Raw genomic sequence first — 17227 nt, forward strand, 5'->3', positions numbered from 1 at the left:
CACTCACTGCGGGAATTTGTCCGAATCACGGCGCTGAGTACTCCGGACCCCCTTCGTAAACCGGAATTCCACGAGTGGCCAGCGCATCCTGGAGGCGAGTGAGGATGCGTTCGGGGTGGGTGCGGAGGTGCGCGGCGGTCAAGCGGATGATGATCCACCCGAGGGTTTCCAGCGCGGCGAGGCGGTCGATGTCTCGGGCGCGCTGTTTCGGGTCGGTCCAGTGTTGGGCGCCGTCGTATTCGATGCCGATGAGCCACTCACGCCAGCCCATGTCGACGCGGGCGACGAAGTTCCCATACTCGTCGCGAACCACGATCTGGGTCTGCGGTTTCGGGAATCCATTGTCCATCAAGAACAGTCGAGTTCTGGATTCCTGGGGTGACTCGGCACCCGGGTCCACCAGTGCGAGAATCGCGCGAATCTTCGCCACGCCACGGCCCAAATCATGCGTTGCCGCGAAGTCCAGCACCTGCTCGGGTCGGATTCCAGTAGTGGCGCAATGCGAATCCAGCAGTGGCACTGCCACATCCCGCGAATTTCGACGCGCAATGTCATAAGCAGTCCGGACCGGTGTCGTCACCCGAAACCCGTCGACCTCACACCATTCATCATCGGCAATCCGGCCGCGCACCACCCGCACCCCGCGCGGCGCATGCCGCGAGCTGTCCAATGCGATCTCAGCCGGAAGCCCTTCATCCACATAGGGACTCCCAAACATAGCCATCGCGGAAGCACCCACCAGCACCCCCTGCTTCTTGGCCCAGCACCCCACCGCCATCGCCTTCTCGCGCACCCCGACTCGATACCCCCGCGGCACATACACATCCGGCAACACCCGCACGTACGCCCCACCCCGCAACCCCCACGTCGTCACGACCCCCGCCGCCACCGCCCACGACCCCACAAAGGGCCCCACCAATTCCCCCATACCCCCAAATCCTCCCTCACCCCACCGACACTCCCGCCCTATGTCAGCGCGCCCAGACTCCGCTGCTCAGGAAGTGGTCCCACTGTTCACCCGAGAACACGAGTGCGGGGCCGGCGGGATCCTTCGAATCCCGCACCCCGACACTGGCCGCGCCCAGGAACGCGACCTCGACGCATTCCTGACCTCCGCCGGAGTAGCTTGACTTGAACCAATTCGCTAGAGCCAGTTCATCGTTCACTGTCGAATCTCCTCGCAGCTTCTCGCAGTAGCATCCGGCTGGATTCCGGATCGAGCGCCGAATCCGTGAGTGCCCGATGCGCCCCACGGTACCGATCGACGTCGTTGTGCTCCTCGAAGTACATTCCGCCGGTGTAGTTCTCGGCGAACACAACCGTCGGCTCCGCGCTTCCTCGCGCGTCGGGCGCGAAGTCGAGGATCACGAACGGGGCCATGCCGACTCCGAGTGGCAGTCCGGAGCGGAACGGCAGCACCCGCACGGCGATATTGTCGGCGGTCCCCAGGTCGGCCAGCCGCCTCAGCTGTGCGGTCATGATCTTCGGCGAGCCGACGACCGTCCGGATCACGGACTCGTGCAGTACGACATTCGCGAGGGCGGGATTGCGCGGGCGTCGCAGGATCGCCTGCCGCCGGGTTCGGAGTTCGATGCGACGGTCGCTCTCGGCGGGGCTGTCGTCAGGGAAGTAAGCGGTGTCCAAAGCCCGTGCGTACGCCGCGGTTTGGAGTAGCCCCGGCATTACCAGGGGTTGATAGAAGGACAGGCACGCCGCCTCGGCCTCCAGCCCGAGATAGACATTGAACCCGGCCGCGATCAAATCCGCGAACGGATACCACCAGGATCGCGTGCTCGCCTGGGAGGCAAGGGCCTTCAGCACCTCGGTCCGCTCGTCGGAGAGCCCGTAAAGCTGGCACAGTCCGTTCACCTCACGGGTGCGTACCCGCTCGGCCTGCCCCTTCTCCATCCGCCCGAGCGTGGATTTGCCCCACTCCATATGCTTCGCGGCCTGCTCGAGGGTGAGTCCCAGACCTTCGCGGGCCTCCCTGAGCGCGCGGCCGAGCTGGCGCCGCGGCAACGTCGACCCAACGCCGGTGTCATCGGACATGGCCTGCCCTCCCTTGGTCCGCCACGGCCCCGGGTTTTTCCCATCCTGGGAAATACGTTAGGTCCGGAGCGGGACGGGAGCTGGGGATTCGCAGGGATTTTCCGGGTTCCGCGAGGCACGGCACCACGACCCACCGTCGCGACGACCCTGGCGTCATCACCGATCGAGGAGGCGACGCCATGCAACTCAACTCTCGAACAGCGTCTCGGTCCCAGCGGGGGTGGTCGTAATGGCGTGGGACTCATGGGCACTGCTTTCGATCGCCATCCTCTGCGGCGGCGTGATCCTCTGGTCCTGGTGGGGATTCCGTACCCAGCTCGGCCCAGCCGACCTCCCTACCCTCCGCCTGACGATCATCGGCGGCGGTTACGTGGAAGTCCCGAACCCGAGTGGGTATCCATCTGGGCGACACCGCCTCATGCCAACGCACCGAGCATGACTCCAGCCGAGGTGGCGGTGTTGGATGCGCTCGCGCCCGACCACATCCTTACTCCCGCTCAAATCCGGCAAGTGTCGAACCTGACCGGTTGGCGTACTCGGAATGCGCTGGTCCACCTGCGATCTCGGGGCTTGATTACCGCGAGTCATCTTCCCGGCCGCTGGCGCATTACACACCGCGGCCGCTTGGCCCTGGCCGTGAAGTCGCGCCGCTTTCGCTGACGCCCCGGATGTCTACCCGTGCTGTTCGAGGGCTTGGGCGTCGAGGGTGGGGACCGGGAGGCAGGTGCGGACGAAACCTGCTCCGAAGGAGCTCAGTTCGATGGTGCGGTAGAGGACCTTGGTGCCGAAGCTGGCGCGCTTGAGAAGGCGGCGGACTTCGGGGAGGGCTTCCAGGAGTTGGTAGCGGTTGGGGTTGCCTAGGGCCTCGCGGGTGAGGTGGATGAGGCCGAGGCGGTCGAGGTTGGTGACGTAGTCGTCGATGCGGTTGGGGTAGCGCAGGGCGGCGTCTTCGCCGAGGAGATTGAAAGTGCCTCGGTAGGAAGTTCTTCCGGTGCGGACCTCGACTGCGGGCTGGGGGCCGTCCAGATAGAGGTAGCGCACGATGCGTGCCTCGTCGGGTGCGAGCTCGCCCAGGATGCGGGCGTAGGCGGTGTGGTGGTGGTTGTCGTCCTCGGCGTGGAAATCGGCGGAGCGACGGAGCAATTCGGCACCGCGGGCACGCAGGACGCTGGTGGGGCTGGGCTCGGACGCGGTGGCGTCGACGGCCTCGCCCGCGGTGACACCGAGGGCTTGACGCACCGAATGCCGCACCTGCGCACCGGCTTCGGACAGGATCGTGCGCGGCGGCTGCCCGGCCATGCTGCCGCGCAGCACCACCGAGGTGACCCCGAGTGCGGTGTGCAGACTCCAGAAGCTCGCCTCGACCGCGGCGGACATCGCGACCGCGACCACACCCGCGGTCGCGCGCACCGGACCCGCGGATGCGCGTTTGTCGTTGGGGGACACCGGCACCGGCAGCGCGGACTGTTCGCGAACCACGAGGTCAGCGCCGTCACGGACGGCGATTTCGGTGCCGATCTCGTCGAGATCGTCGTCGCCGCTGCCGGATTCGGTTATAGCCATGCGCTCGCCACTCCTGTTCCGAAGATCAGGAGGTGAGCGTAACCGGCGAAGAGCCCCAGCGCGCCGCCATGGACGAACAAAAGCCATTCATCTTGTTTGATGGCCGATCGCAGCATGTCCACGAACTCCGGCGGGGACAGCGCCGACATTTGTTTGGCGATGTACTCCTGCACCTGCCGCCCCTGCTGGGCGTTGAACGCCGGGTCGGCGAAGGCGATGGGCGCGATGGTCATCGCCTCGGAGGTGAACGAGTCCTGCAGCGAGTCGTATTCGCGGTTGCCGAGGGCGAACTTGACCACCGACTTGGCCGGGCCGAGCGCTCGGTCGGCGGCGGGCTTGAGGGTGTCCTGCAGCATCTGCATGGTGCGGTCGGCGCGCGGCCCGTTGAGCAGCTCGTCACCGATATTGGCCACGGTCATGATCTCGCTGGCCACCAGCGCCGCGTACCCCTCGGTGATCTCGTCCTGCCGCTTGATCAGCAGACCCTGCCGCCACGGGCACCACCACTTCGGGTAGGCCGGTTCGAAGATCAGGTTGATGCCGATCCAGTTGACCACCCAGCCGATGATCACTCCGCCGACCGGCAGCACCACCAGCGACGACCAACCGGTGAAATGCAGGATCGCTACCAATACCAGACCCATGGGCGCGCCGAAGTAGAAGCCGAAGTTCTGCATGAATCGCAGTTCCTTGGCGCCCAGCACCTGGAACACCGAGTTCAGCATCTGCGGCCGCGCCTGGAAGTAGCGGATGGTCATCGACTTCACGTCGAGTAGTTGATCGATGTTCTTGCCGAGTTCATCGGTGAGTTCGCGCAGAATATCGGGCAGCTGTTCCTTCACCCGGCTGTGGATCATCTCCCGGACCCCGGTCGGGAGGTTGTACCAGAGCTGCGGATGTTCGCGTTTGAGGATGTCCTCGACAATGTCGCGAATCTGGAGGTCCGCAATTTCAACAAAATGTTCAGCGAGCTTGTCGGGTTCGAGTTCCCGATAGAAATCCGCGACGCTACCGAGTTTCGCGAGCCCCTTGTCCACCGCGATGCTGGCCATCTTGTCCGCGCGCGACGGCACGATCCCCTGCCAGCCGATACGCCCGTCGTACTGCAGCAGCGGCAGCACCTGAATCCGCTTGGGCAGGAACGGAAAAACCGCCGCCAGACCGGGCAGCCGGAACCCGTGGAACCGGATCGGCTTGAACAGCATCAGTACGCCGGTCCAGTTGGTGATGTAGCCGATCACGCCCGTGAACAACGGGATGGTGATCAATTCCATGAGGATGGTCGGATGTACCCCAAAGACACTCTCTAGCACGACACCCTCCTGCCGACCCGCAACGCACCGCCGTCGGCGTTGACTACCCCATCGGCGATTCGGACCTTACTGGCTATTAAGGAAGGGAGTCCAGCGGCGGAGTGTCTGAGTCGGAGATCTCGGTCACAGTGTCCGGGCAGGATGTTCCTTCCTCTCGATGGGACCACGAGAATGGCGGGGGCCACATCCATATCGTGCCTTGTGCTTGGGGTGTTGGGGGTCATGCGCGTCGTTAGTTGACGAACATGGACTGGGGTAGCCTTCGTCTGACTCGCAGGTTCAAGGTGCCTGAAGGTCCGTCGGGGGCAATAATCTGTGGACGATTGTGTTCACCTGGCGATATTCGGAGATGGACGTGGCGGAAGACAGGATCCCGGGGCAGGACGTGGCCCGTCCGGGACCTCGTGCCGTGGAACGCAGTTCGGACGTGGAGCAGCGGCAGATCAGCAATGAGGCCCGCCTGATCCGAGGGGCGTTCCGAGCGGCCGGACTGGCGGTCGGCACCGCGGTGCGGGGGACCGAGTGGGCGGTCGGCACCAGCTTCGAGATCACCAAGCAGTTGACCCAGGCCGCGCTGGACGGCGAATCCTCGGCCGATATCGCGGAGCGCACCGGGGCCGCGCTGCGGTCCATCGCGCGCAGCGCGCTCGGCGTCACCGAGGGTTCGGTGCGCGAGATTGTCAGCTACGTACCGACTCCCATGGGCGCGCCGCAGCAGGCCATCACCAACGGGGCGCTGCTGCGCTCGGCCACCACCGACGAACTGCGTCGCCGCGGCGATGCGCTGCTGGCTCGCTCGGCCGACGTTTATTTCACCGAGGACGTGCACCCGGCCTACGACCGCATCCTCGATCAGCTCGCCCCCGACGAGGCCCGCATCCTGCGCTTCATGGCGTTGCAGGGCCCGCAACCGGCGGTCGACGTGCGCACCAACCGGCCGCTGGGCATCGGCTCCGAACTGGTCGCGGGCGATCTGACCTCGGTGCCCGAGCAGTCCGGCGTCCGCTACCCGGACCGCGCCCGGCACTACCTGATCAACCTCAACCGCCTGGGCCTGACCACCACGTCGGAGGATCCGGTGGTGCTGTCGCGCTACATGGTGCTCGAGGTGCAGCCGGTGGTCGAGCAGGCGCTGAAGAAGGCCGGTCGGGTGCCCAAGATCGTGCGAAAGAGCCTGCGCCTGACGGAGTTCGGCGAGGACTTCTGCAGCACCTGCTTCAGCATCAACGGCTGACCCCCGGAACTCGCGGAGGCGTTCGGTACCGGGCTGATAGCGATCCGGTACAAATCCGTGCCGATCCCTGAAGGTTTCCTTCACCTGATGGGATTGTGGATGTTATGGATCCCGATGCGGTCGCGGCGATCAGCCGGCTGAAGTTCCGCTACCTACGTGCGCTGGACACCAAGACGTGGGACGAGTTCGCCGACACCATGATTCCGGAGGCCACCGCCACCTACAGCGAGTACCTCCAGTTCGAATCGCGCGACGCCTTCCTGGCCTTCATGCGCAACACGCTGGGACCGCACGTCATCACCGAACATCGTTGCGACCACCCGGAAATCGACGTGGACGGCAACGAGGCGACCGGCACCTGGTACCTGGCCGACACCGTCTTGATCCCGGGCCACAACATGCTGTTGCGCGGCGCGGCCTTCTATACCGACCGCTACGTGCTGTGCGATGACGGTCAATGGCGGATCGCGCACACCGGGTACGAGCGCACCTACGAGGTCGTGCTCTCGCTCTCGGACCTACCGAGCCTGCGCCTGACCTCGAGCCGCTGGGGCCTCATCGCCCGCGACCCGGCCGACACGCCGCGCATGGACCCCAGCAGCGACGGGTCGGGCACGCTCGGCTGACCGGAACTCACTGGGCAGACCGGAATGTGACTGCGGCTCAGTGCAATTGGTTCTGCGCGGGCTCGAGGCCGACGCGCAGCAACAGTTCGACCGCGTCCGCGGTCTGCTCGACGATCACCGGAACTTCTTTGCGTTCCGGCGCGGAGAAGGGCTTGAGGACATAGTCCGCGGGATCCTGACGCCCCGGCGGGCGGCCGATGCCGAAACGGACGCGCAGATAGTCCTTGGTGGTGAGGGCCTGCGAGATGGAACGCAGCCCGTTGTGTCCGCCCTCGCCGCCGCCGCGCTTGAGGCGGATCTGGCCGAAGGGGAGGTCGAGCTCGTCGTGCACGACGATCACCTCGGTGGCGGGCACGGAGAAGAATTTGGCCAGCGCCGCGACGGGCCGCCCGGACAGGTTCATGTAGGTGCGCGGCTTGGCCAGCAGCACCTTGCGACCGTCCAGGCGGGCCTCGAGCAGATCCGCGCCGGACTTCTTGTGCACGGTGAAACGGCCGCCGACGCGCTCCGCGAGCACATCGGCGACCATGAAACCGACATTGTGCCGGGTGCGCTCGTATTCGGATCCGGGATTACCCAGACCGACCACGAGCGCGGGACCGGCAGTTGCCTCGGTCATCGAAAACCGTTACGGGAGTAGGGAGTTACTCCGCGGCGGCCTCTTCGGCAGCATCCTCGGAGGCGGCGGACGGGGCCGCGACGATGTTCACGATCAGGGCCTCGGGATCGCCCGCCAGGGTGACGCCCTTCGGCAGCGCGATGGTGCCGGCCAGGATCTGGGTGCCGGCCTCGATGCCCTCGATGGAGATCTCGATGGACTCGGGGATGGACAGGGCGTCGGCCTCGATGGACAGCACGATGGTGTCCTGCTGGACCAGGGTGCCGGAGGCGGCGTCGCCGGTCAGGACGATGCTCACGTCGGCGGTGACCTTCTCGCCACGACGCACGATCAGCAGGTCGGCGTGCTCGATGTAGCGGCGGATCGGGTGGACCACGACCGACTTGGTCAGCGCCAGCTGCTTCTTGCCGGCGATGTCCAGGTTCAGCACGGCGTTGGTGCCGTGCTCACGCAGGATGGCGGCGAACGCCTGGGCGTTCACGGACAGGTGCTGCGGCTCCTCGTTGTGGCCGTAGAGCACGGCCGGCACATTGCCGTCGCGGCGGGTACGGCGGGCAGCGCCCTTGCCGAACTCGGTGCGAACAGTGGCTTCGAGAAGGTTGGCGTCGGACATGATTGTCTACTCCCTACGGCTCGTCCGGGCTGTAATGTCAGCTTGTCGCCAGGCGACTGGGCCGCCCTGGCAAAGGTTGGTCTGCTCGTCGACGAAGAACCAACATGGACGGCCGAATGGGCCGAGCCGCGTCGATCACGGTGGGCAGTTTGGGGTGCCGCACCCTCGCCGAGACAACCTGAAGACTCTAACACGCGGTGGAAACGGTCCTGCCGTACCCCCTTCGAGGGCGGTTGCCGTAGCGGATTCTCGGGGATTTGTCCCGGGTTTCCCGGCCGACGGACCAAGATTCTGACAAACTGGCTTTTCGCATGGCCCGACTCCGGGGGAATGCTTTGCATCATAAGGAAAAGCCCGTGAAGACGTGTCCGTCTTCCGAGTAAGGAACAGTTGCATGACGAACATCCGCAGCATCGGTGTGAGCGCCGCCGGCATCGCCGCCCTCTCCGCCTCCGTCGCCTTCACCGCCCCGTTCGCCGCGGCGGATACGACCGCCAGCGGTCTGACCGTTTCGGGTAGCTCCTACACGGTGGGCCAGACCTACACCATCACCGTCGTCACCGGTTCGCCCAGCACCACCGCGAACATCTTCGACACCGTCGGCGGCCAGACCGTGTCGCTCGGCACCGCCACCCCGGCCGGTACCAGCACCTCGGCCGCGATCTACTGGACCCCGTCCGCCGCGGGCGCGCACCACATCTCGGTCACCGTGAACGCCGCCAGCCAGGGCCTCACCCTCGGCCCGGTGGATGTCACCGTCGCCGCGGCCTCGACCTCGACGGACTCCGGCAGCGCGAGCTCCATCGTCCCGATCCTGTCCGGCTTGTCCGGAATGTTCAGTGGCTCCAGCGCGAATTCGCGGGTCAGCTGAGCACTTTCGGTCGCCTGGCGTCCGACCGAAAACGGCCGATCGTTCGGATTCCATAGCGAGTCCGAATGGCGGCCGTTTTCTTTTGCATGGATCTCTGTGAAAACCTTGTCCCGAATACTCTGAAGTATTACTGTTTCACAAGTTCCCCGCGGGAGGGAACGCCCTGCACAACAAGGAAATTGCGCGCCGTCGGTCCCCCTCCTCGACGGCACGATCCGCTTCTGGTGCGGGCACTGTGATCGGCTCCCGGCGGCCGGTCTGAATGTAAGGAACTGTGTATGAAGAGCATTCGCCGCTACGGTCTGGGCGCGGTGGGCATCGCCGCCATCGCCGTCAGTATCGCCGCCCCGATCGCCTCCGCGGATGTCGTGGGCCAGGACGGCGGCATCGCCGCCATCGCCACCAACGACTGCGGGCCGACCCCGACCCCCACCCCGACGCCCACCCCCAAGCCGACCCCGTCGCCGTCCGGCACCGGCAGCTCCAGCAGCAGCCTGGGCACCCTGCTCGGCGGCCTCCTGGGCGGCCTCGGCGCCGGACAGGGCGCCACCTCCAGCGGAACCGGTGCCGCTGTCAGCTGACAGCTCGACGGCCGGTTGTTCGGAGCTCGGGGCCGAACAACCGGCCGTTTTCTGTTCTACGCCGCATGTTTTACGCGGCGTTTGCCTTGAAAGTGGCTGCGTAGCAATCGACATAGGGGCGGCCGGAGCGACGCACGATATCGGCCATCAATTCATCGGTGGCCAGGCGCACGGCCTGCTGATCGGCGGGCAGGAAATAGCGGGGGCGGCCGAAGGAGATGCGCACCTGGGCCGGGCGCAGGAAGCGCCGATCGCGCGGATTGACCCGATCGGTGCCGGACAAGACGACCGGGATGACCGGAGCGCCGGTCTGCATGGCCACCCGGATGGCACCGGTCCGCCCGCGATAGATGCGGCCGTCGGGTGAGCGCGTGCCCTCGGGATGGATGCCCCAGATGCCGCCCGACTCCAGAATGTGCACAGCCGCGGTGAGTGAATCCGATCCCGCGCCGCCGCCGCTGCGGTCCACCGGCACCTGGCCGGTGGCGTTCATGACGAAGCGATTGATCCGGCCGCGGAAGCCGCCCTCGGTGAAGTACTCCTGCTTGGCGATGAAGGTGACCTTGCGGCGCAGCACCAGGCACAGGTAGAGCGAATCCACCACGGCCAGATGGTTTGCCGCGATGATGACCGGCCCCTGCGCCGGAACATGCTGCAGTCCTTCGATCTTCGGCCTGCCGAGCAGTCTCAGTACCGGTCCGACCAGCACGTGCTTCAGCAGCCAGTACCACATGAAAAGCCCTCCCGAGCGGCGCGGTAGACAGTGTCTACGGTTACGTTCACCCTGTCTACCGCACCCGAGTAGACGATGTCTACCCTTGCCGTGAGAATGTGAGGCATGACTTCGGTTGAGCCACTGCGGGAACGGTTGGTCGCCGCGGGCGTCGACATGCTCGAGCAGACCGGTGCCGGACAATTGGGACTGCGCGCCATCGCGCGCGAAGCGGGTGTCTCGCACGGCGCTCCACGCCGCTACTTCCCGACGCACAATGCGCTGCTGGCCGCCATCGCCGCGCGCGGGTACGCGGATCTGCGCGCCGACATCGAAGCGGTCCGCGCGAAAACGCCACGCGCGCAACTGGACCGCACGGCCCTGGCCTACGTCACCTTCGCGCTGCGCCGCCCCGAGATGTTCACCCTGATGTTCCGGCACGACCTGCTGGAGGGCTCCGGCGAGAACCTCCGTGAATCGGTGTCGCTGCCGCTGTTCCGGCACTGGCGCGTGCTGGTCGCCGACTGTGTGCCCGACCCGACCGGGGAACGCGCCATGTGCCTGTGGACCAACCTGCACGGGCTGGCCGTCCTGGCCGCCAACCGCAGCCTCGAGGCCGTCGCGCCCGAGGCCGACCTGCTCGCCCTCATCGCCCGCGCCATCGCTCAATACCTGGGCAGCCCGGCCTGAACATCGAGGCAGCACAGCCTGGACATCGGGGCAGCACAGCCTGAACCTGCCGGTCGGGCGCACGGGCCGGTCGCGTACCCTGGTGCGGTTGCCTCGTCCGCACAAAAGGAGTCCCCGTTGAGTTCCCCGACTGCCAGCGCGACCTCAGCTACCTCCGGGCGGCTGGCCGACGAGGCGGCGCGGCGGCGCACCTTCGCGGTGATCTCGCACCCGGACGCCGGTAAATCCACCCTGACCGAGGCGCTCGCGCTACACGCGAAGAAGATCTCCGAGGCCGGTGCCATCCACGGCAAGGCCGGACGCAAGTCCACCGTCTCCGACTGGATGGAGATGGAGAAGGCGCGCGGCATCTCCGTCAGCTCCACGGCCCTGCAGTTCGAGTACGGCGACTGTGTCATCAACCTCGTCGACACCCCCGGCCACTCCGACTTCTCCGAGGACACCTACCGCGTGCTGACCGCGGTCGACGCGGCGGTCATGCTCATCGACGCCGCCAAGGGTCTGGAACCGCAGACGCTCAAGCTCTTCCAGGTCGCGCGCGATCGTGGCATCCCGGTCATCACCGTCATCAACAAGTGGGACCGGCCGGGTCAGGCCCCGCTGGAACTGCTCGACGAGATCATCGAGCGCATCGGCCTGACGCCGACCCCGTTGTTCCTGCCCGTCGGCATCGCGGGTGACTTCCGCGGTCTGATGCGGCGCGGCGAAGAGGGCGTGCCCACCGACTACATCCACTTCACCCGTACCGCGGGTGGCGCGACCATCGCTCCCGAAGAGCACTTCACGCCCGAGCAGGCCGCCGAGCGCGAAGGCGACGTGTGGACCACCGCCGCCGAGGAGAGCGAACTGCTTTCCGCCGCCGGGCAGGACCACGATCAGGAACTGTTCCTGGCCGGGCACACCTCGCCGGTCATCTACGCCTCGGCCATGCTGAACTTCGGCGTGCGCCAGATCCTCGAGACGCTGGTCGAACTCGCGCCGCCGCCGCGCTCCCGCAAGGATGTGAAAGGCACCGAGCGCGAGACCACCGCGCCGTTCAGCGCCGTCATCTTCAAGGTGCAGGCGGGCATGGACACCGCGCACCGCGACCGGCTGGCCTTCATGCGCATCGTGTCCGGCGAGTTCGAGCGCGGCATGGTCGTGACGCACGCGCAGACCGGGCGGCCCTTCGCCACCAAGTACGCGCTGACCGTGTTCGGCCGCGAGCGCACCACCGTCGACACCGCCTACCCGGGCGATGTGGTCGGTCTGGTCAACGCGACCGCGCTGGCCCCGGGCCACACGCTGTTCGTGGACAAGAAGGTCGAGTTCCCGCCGATCCCGTCCTTCGCACCCGAGCACTTCGCCTCACTGCGCGCCAAGACCGCCGACAAGTACAAGCAGTTCCGCAAGGCCATGGATCAGCTCGACTCCGAGGGCGTGGTGCAGGTGCTGCGCAACGACGCCCGCGGTGAGCAGTCGCCGGTGCTGGCGGCGGTCGGCCCCATGCAGTTCGAAGTCGTCACGGCCCGAATGCAATCCGAGTTCAATGTCGAGACGCAGCTCGATCATCTGCCCTACCAGCTGGCGCGGCGCACCGATGCCGAATCGGCCGAGGAGCTCAGCCGTCAGCGCGGTGTCGAGGTCTTCACCCGCACCGACGGCGCGATCCTGGCGTTGTTCAGCGACAAGTGGCGGTTGCAGTACATCACCAAGGAAATGCCGAAGCTGACCCTCGAATTGCTGGTTGCCGGAACGGAATAGCGTTCAGGACAGCTGCGTCGCGGTCGCGGAGCGGCGCAGCTTGCCCGAGGAGGTCTTGGGCAGTGCGCCCGGCCCCAGCACGGTGACGCTGCGGGGGCGGACCCCGACCTCCGAGAACACGGCGTGCACGATGTCGTGCTCGATGCGGCGCACCTCGTCCGGATCCTGGTGATCGTTGGATTCGACGACGACGGCGAAGCTTTCCCGCTTCTGACCCGCGTCCAGGCGGACGGCGACCGCATTGCCGGGGCGAACGCCCTTGACCCGCAAGGCCGCCCGCTCGATATCGGTCGGGAAGATATTGCGGCCCGCCATGATGATGACGTCCTTGATGCGGCCGCAGACGACGACCAGGCCGTCCTCGGTGAGATAGCCGATATCGCCGGTGTCCAGCCAGCCCTCCGGGTCCTGCGCGGGGCGGAAGCCGTCGACCGTCACATAGCCGGAAGTGACCGCGGGGCCGCGCAATTCGATGACGCCGACGCTGCGGGTCGGCAGCGGCCGATGCTCCGCGTCGACGACGCGGCCCTCCAGATTGTCGACCAGATAGCCCAGCGTCGGCAGCCGCCGCACACCGCCGTGATGGTGTTCGGGATCGCGCACCGGCACCGCCTTGCCGAGGGCTTCGAGCAGATCGGCGTCGACGGTGTCGAGGACCTGCCCCAGGCCCGGGTCGGGAATCGACACGGCCAGCGTGGTTTCGGCCATACCGTAGACCGGCGTCAACGCCATCGGGTTGAGGCCGAAGCGTTTTCCGGCCTCGGCGAGGGTGTCCATTGTGTCGGCGTCGACGGGTTCCGCGCCGTTCCACATGTAGCGCACGCTGCTCAGATCGAGCGTGCCGTCCGCGGCATTGCGCAGGCGGCGGGCCAGCAGCGAGTAGGCGAAGTTCGGTGCGGCGGTGACGGTTCCGCGATACTTCGAGATGAGTTCGGCCCACAGGATGGGCCGGGTCAGGAAGTCCAGCGGCGTCACGCACACCACTTCCGCGCCGAATTGCATGGGGACGCTGAGGAATCCGACCATGCCCATGTCGTGGAACAGTGGCAGCCAGCTGATCATCACGTCGTCGTCGAGCTGGAATTTCACCCGATCGAACATGGCGTAGGCGTTGACATAGAAGTTGCCGTGCGTGATCCGCACGGCCTTGGGGGAGCCGGTGGAGCCGGATGTCAACTGCTGCAGGGCGATCGCGTCCTCGCCGGTCGGCACCGGCTCGACGGGTTCGCCGTCGCGCATGGCGTCGATGGTGATGACCGTGATGCCGCGTTCGCGCAGCAGCGGTTCCGCGATCATGAACGGCTCGCCCAGGATCACCGCCCGCGCCTCGATCATGCCGAGCACCGTCTCGGTGTCGCGGGTCCACACCTGCAGATCGGTGCGCGGCGTCGGCTGATGCAGCATGGTGATGGCGGCCCCGCGCATCCAGACCGCCTGGCAGGCGGGCGCGATATCGACCGGCATGCCCGCGAGCACGCCGACCGCGTCGCCCGGGCCGATCCCGGCGGCGGCCAGCCCGCCCGCCATTCGGCATGCGGTGTCATGGATTTCGCCCCAGGTGTGCCGCACCGGGGTATCCGGTTCGCCGGTCACCAGCCCCCGCAGGGACGCCCGGGCAGTCGCGTACATCTCTTCGGTGAAGCGGCTCACGATCGACTCCTCAAACGCGTAACCAGCATCTCCAATATCTCGCGTGGAGTGAGCCCTGTTAACCGTTTCGGAGTTATGCGGCCGGTTATGCGAGGGTTCTGACGGCTATGCGAGGGTCCTGACGGCACCGACGAAGCGATCGAGGTCCTCGAAGCTGACGAAGGCATGCGGGGAGGCCCGCACCACCGAGTTCAGTTCGCGCGCGGACATATCCAGCAGGGTGGAACTGCGGAAGCTGGCCGTCACGGTGATCGACTCGGCGGCCAGCCGCTCCTTGACCCGGATCGGCTCCAGCCCGTCGATGGTGAAGGACACGATGCCCGCGTGCTGGGTGCCACGGTCGCGCACATCCACGCCCGGGATCTCCTGCAGTTCCTTGCGCAGGTACTCGGCGCGCTCGGCGATGGCGGCGTAGACCTGCGCCGGACCCAGCTCGAGCAGGTAGCGCACGGCCGCGCCCAGGCCGAGGCGGGCGGCGACACTGCATTCCCAGAATTCGAAGCGGCTGGCGTCGGGGGAGAGCACGTAGTCGTCGGGCGCGGTCCACTCGGCGCTGTGCAGGTCCAGGCGGGTGGGTTCCAGGCTCAGGGCCAGTTCGGGGCGGACGTAGAGGAAGCCGGTGCCGCGCGGGCCGCGCAGCCATTTGCGTCCGGTGGCCGAGAGCGCGTCCACCTCGAGTTCGGCGACATCGAGCGGCAGCTGCCCGGCCGACTGGCAGGCGTCCAGCAGGGCCAGCGCGCCCACCCGGTGCACGATGCGGGCGGCCTCGGCGACCGGGTTCACCAGTCCGCCGTTGGTCGGAACATGTACCAGCGACACCAGTTTCACGCGTTCGTCGATCATGGCGTCGAGCGCGTCGAGGTCGAGTTGGCCGCTGGAGTCGCTGGGAATTGCCTCGACGGTGGCCCCGGTCTGCCGGGCGCGCTGCAGGGCGGCGATGGCATTGCTGCCGTAGTCGGCGCCGGAGATCAGGATGCGATCGCCCGGGGCGAGCGGGATCGAATAGAAGAAATCGCTCCATGAGCGGCTGGCGCTGTCACTGAGGGCGATCGCCCCGGGATCCGCGTTCAGCAGTTCGGCAATGGCCGTCTTGACGCCGTGCAGGTCGTCGATGCGTTCATTCGCCGCCCGGTAGCCACCGATCTCGGCCTCGCGGCGCAGATGGTCGATGGTGGCGTCGAGGACCACATTCGGCGGGAGCGAGGAGCCCGCGCTATCGAGAAAAACCTGATTTTCACAACCGGGGGTTTCGGCCCGCAACGCCGCGATATCGAGCATACGAACGACCATATCGGTTGGTGTGTTCTCCATTTCGTCAGATTTCTTGTCACCCCCACTCGTTACCCTGGTTTGGGTCGCCGTGCGTCCCCTGCATCGGCGATCCGCATCAGACGGAGGTTGGCAATGGCTGTCACGGCGTCACCGACCGATGTGCTGCACAGTGGCCTGGCCGCATCGGAGCCGGGCGGTGAGTTCTCCTCGAGAGCCGCCGCCGAGGCTTACATCGGCAAAGTTTGTTTCAAACAGGGACCACCGCTGCTCATCGGTGCCGAACTGGAGTGGCTCACCGCGCAAGGTGAACTTTCGGCAACGAATTCGCGTCCGGACCTCAGGGTTCTCGCGGACGCACTCGGACCACATGCGCCACGGTCCATATCCCCTGATTCCCCGGCCGTTCCCTTGCCGGGAGGCAGCCGGGTCACCATCGAGCCCGGCGGCCAGATCGAACTGTCCAGCGCCCCGTTCGGCACCGCCGCCGAACTGTGTGAGCGCTTGCGGGCAGACACGATGCGCCTGCGGGAGCTGCTCGAATCCCGCGCAATCCGAACCTTTTCCGGGGCCGCCGACGCGGTCCGGCGGCCCGCGCGCGTGCTGAAGCTGCCGCGCTATCGCGCCATGGAGCGTTCCTTCGCCGGTATCGGCCCCTTCGGCGCACTCATGATGTGCAATACCGCCGCCACCCAGGTGAGCGTGGACGCGGGCGCGAATCCCGCCGAGATCGCCGCCCGCTGGCACGTCCTGCACGCGGTCGGGCCCGCTCTGCTGGCCGCCTTCGCCTGCTCGCCCGATCTGCACACCGCGCCGCCCGGCGAGTGGGCGTCGCAGCGCATGCGGGCCTGGCAGCGGCTCGACCATCTGCGCACCCGTCCGCCCCTGCTGCAGGACCGGGCCGATCCGATCACCGGCTACGCGCGCTGGGCACTGGATGTGCCGCTGCTGTGCGTCCGTCCCCGGGCGGCCCCCGCGCAGTCGACCCGGAACGGGGCCGCCCCGCGCAATCGGCTCGCGGCGGCCCCGCTGGATCGGGCCATGGCGTCCAGGCCGAATCGGCTCCGGTCGGCTCCGCAGACTCCCGATGCCGCCGATTGGAGCGCACCGCCGGGTGCGACATTCGCCGACTGGCTGTGCGGCGCGCTCGACGCGGAGATCGGCCGCCGTCCCGACCGCACGGATCTGGACTATCACCTCACCACCATGTTCCCGCCGGTCCGCGCGGCGGGGCACCTCGAGGTCCGCTACCTCGACGCGCAACCGGGTGACGGCTGGTCGGTCCCGATCCACGTGTTCGACGCACTGTTGTCGAGTCCTGAAATCGTCACGGAGGCAACGGCTCTGGCCGTTTCCACGGCGGACGCCTGGTCGGAGGCCGCCCGCCTCGGCCTGGCCGACCCGCAGTTGCGTGCCGCCGCGGTGAGCCTGCTGGAGCTGGCCACCGCGCACGCCCCTACCCCGCGAGCGGTCGCGGAACTGGCTGCGGCCACCGACCGATGTCGCCGCGGCCGACCGCCCGGTGCGGGCGATTACCCGACGCCCGGGGAGGGCGAATCCGGGGGCGGCGCATGACATTCCCCCTCGGCCGCAGCGCCCGCGTCAGCGGGATTCATCGGCCGGGGCAGCGCCCGCTGCGCACTATCCGACACTTCGGCGCGGCGGGTGCGGTTCCGGCGCGCCCGATTCACGAA

Annotated in this window: 17 protein-coding genes; 7 read left to right on the plus strand and 10 right to left on the minus strand. The window is 67.1% G+C overall.

All coding sequences use genetic code 11. The features are described from left to right. Positions 1 to 25: 25 nt before the first annotated feature. From ACYVN4_RS00265 to ACYVN4_RS00285, 5 genes are all read right to left on the minus strand, one after another. The gene (locus ACYVN4_RS00265; RefSeq protein WP_460717170.1) at positions 26 to 928 is read right to left on the minus strand and encodes an endonuclease domain-containing protein; all 903 of its coding nucleotides are present in this window, start codon (positions 926 to 928) and stop codon (positions 26 to 28) included. Positions 929 to 971: 43 nt separating this feature from the next. Beyond that, the gene (locus ACYVN4_RS00270) at positions 972 to 1166 is read right to left on the minus strand and encodes a DUF397 domain-containing protein (protein ID WP_460717171.1); all 195 of its coding nucleotides are present in this window, start codon (positions 1164 to 1166) and stop codon (positions 972 to 974) included. Continuing rightward, positions 1156 to 2049, minus strand: coding sequence for a helix-turn-helix domain-containing protein (locus ACYVN4_RS00275; protein ID WP_460717172.1), 894 nt, complete (start codon positions 2047 to 2049; stop codon positions 1156 to 1158). Before ACYVN4_RS00275 ends, ACYVN4_RS00270 begins: the two co-directional genes overlap by 11 nt. 672 nt (positions 2050 to 2721) lie before the next feature. After that, the gene (locus tag ACYVN4_RS00280; protein WP_460717173.1) at positions 2722 to 3612 is read right to left on the minus strand and encodes an Abi-alpha family protein; all 891 of its coding nucleotides are present in this window, start codon (positions 3610 to 3612) and stop codon (positions 2722 to 2724) included. Next, positions 3603 to 4925: a hypothetical protein gene (locus ACYVN4_RS00285; RefSeq protein WP_460717174.1), complete on the minus strand. Its 1323-nt coding sequence runs from the start codon at positions 4923 to 4925 to the stop codon at positions 3603 to 3605. The genes ACYVN4_RS00280 and ACYVN4_RS00285 overlap by 10 nt, the downstream gene beginning before the upstream one ends. Positions 4926 to 5274: 349 nt before the next feature. Here ACYVN4_RS00285 and ACYVN4_RS00290 point away from each other — a divergent pair, with 349 nt between their 5' ends. Both ACYVN4_RS00290 and ACYVN4_RS00295 read left to right on the plus strand, forming a co-directional pair. Next, positions 5275 to 6159, plus strand: a complete 885-nt coding sequence (locus ACYVN4_RS00290) for an Abi-alpha family protein (RefSeq protein ID WP_460718312.1) — start codon at positions 5275 to 5277, stop codon at positions 6157 to 6159. Positions 6160 to 6263: 104 nt separating this feature from the next. Then, positions 6264 to 6785 (plus strand): nuclear transport factor 2 family protein, encoded by a 522-nt coding sequence (locus ACYVN4_RS00295; protein WP_460717175.1) that lies wholly within the window; start codon positions 6264 to 6266, stop codon positions 6783 to 6785. 37 nt (positions 6786 to 6822) lie between these two features. Here the strand turns inward: ACYVN4_RS00295 and pth are convergent, their stop codons facing one another. Together pth and ACYVN4_RS00305 are read right to left on the minus strand one after the other, a co-directional pair. Continuing rightward, positions 6823 to 7404, minus strand: coding sequence for an aminoacyl-tRNA hydrolase (gene pth / locus ACYVN4_RS00300; protein ID WP_460717176.1), 582 nt, complete (start codon positions 7402 to 7404; stop codon positions 6823 to 6825). A 25-nt stretch (positions 7405 to 7429) separates the two neighbouring features. Continuing rightward, positions 7430 to 8017 carry a 50S ribosomal protein L25/general stress protein Ctc gene (locus ACYVN4_RS00305; protein ID WP_460717177.1) on the minus strand — a complete coding sequence of 196 codons (588 nt, stop codon included), beginning with the start codon at positions 8015 to 8017 and terminating at the stop codon, positions 7430 to 7432. 394 nt (positions 8018 to 8411) lie between these two features. Between ACYVN4_RS00305 and ACYVN4_RS00310 the strand changes: the two genes are divergently transcribed. Together ACYVN4_RS00310 and ACYVN4_RS00315 are read left to right on the plus strand one after the other, a co-directional pair. Then, positions 8412 to 8888, plus strand: coding sequence for a hypothetical protein (locus ACYVN4_RS00310; protein ID WP_460717178.1), 477 nt, complete (start codon positions 8412 to 8414; stop codon positions 8886 to 8888). Positions 8889 to 9166: 278 nt separating this feature from the next. Beyond that, positions 9167 to 9469 carry a hypothetical protein gene (locus ACYVN4_RS00315; protein WP_460717179.1) on the plus strand — a complete coding sequence of 101 codons (303 nt, stop codon included), beginning with the start codon at positions 9167 to 9169 and terminating at the stop codon, positions 9467 to 9469. A gap of 70 nt (positions 9470 to 9539) precedes the next feature. Here the strand turns inward: ACYVN4_RS00315 and ACYVN4_RS00320 are convergent, their stop codons facing one another. Then, positions 9540 to 10202, minus strand: coding sequence for a lysophospholipid acyltransferase family protein (locus tag ACYVN4_RS00320; RefSeq protein WP_460717180.1), 663 nt, complete (start codon positions 10200 to 10202; stop codon positions 9540 to 9542). 105 nt (positions 10203 to 10307) lie between these two features. On the opposite strand from ACYVN4_RS00320, the gene ACYVN4_RS00325 reads away from it, so the two are divergent. Beyond that, entirely contained in the window at positions 10308 to 10871 is a 564-nt protein-coding gene (locus tag ACYVN4_RS00325) for a TetR/AcrR family transcriptional regulator (protein ID WP_460717181.1), read from the plus strand. Between the two features lie 117 nt (positions 10872 to 10988). Beyond that, entirely contained in the window at positions 10989 to 12614 is a 1626-nt protein-coding gene (locus ACYVN4_RS00330; protein ID WP_460717182.1) for a peptide chain release factor 3, read from the plus strand. 3 nt (positions 12615 to 12617) lie between these two features. Here the strand turns inward: ACYVN4_RS00330 and ACYVN4_RS00335 are convergent, their stop codons facing one another. Together ACYVN4_RS00335 and ACYVN4_RS00340 are read right to left on the minus strand one after the other, a co-directional pair. Further along, positions 12618 to 14264, minus strand: a complete 1647-nt coding sequence (locus ACYVN4_RS00335) for a fatty acyl-AMP ligase (protein ID WP_460717183.1) — start codon at positions 14262 to 14264, stop codon at positions 12618 to 12620. Between the two features lie 105 nt (positions 14265 to 14369). Beyond that, on the minus strand, positions 14370 to 15542 hold the full coding sequence (locus tag ACYVN4_RS00340) for an aminotransferase class V-fold PLP-dependent enzyme (protein WP_460717184.1): 1173 nt from the start codon (positions 15540 to 15542) through the stop codon (positions 14370 to 14372). A gap of 126 nt (positions 15543 to 15668) precedes the next feature. On the opposite strand from ACYVN4_RS00340, the gene egtA reads away from it, so the two are divergent. Beyond that, positions 15669 to 17108 carry an ergothioneine biosynthesis glutamate--cysteine ligase EgtA gene (egtA, locus tag ACYVN4_RS00345; protein ID WP_460717185.1) on the plus strand — a complete coding sequence of 480 codons (1440 nt, stop codon included), beginning with the start codon at positions 15669 to 15671 and terminating at the stop codon, positions 17106 to 17108. The last annotated feature ends 119 nt before the right edge of the window (positions 17109 to 17227 follow it).

The organism is Nocardia heshunensis, from assembly GCF_054782115.1.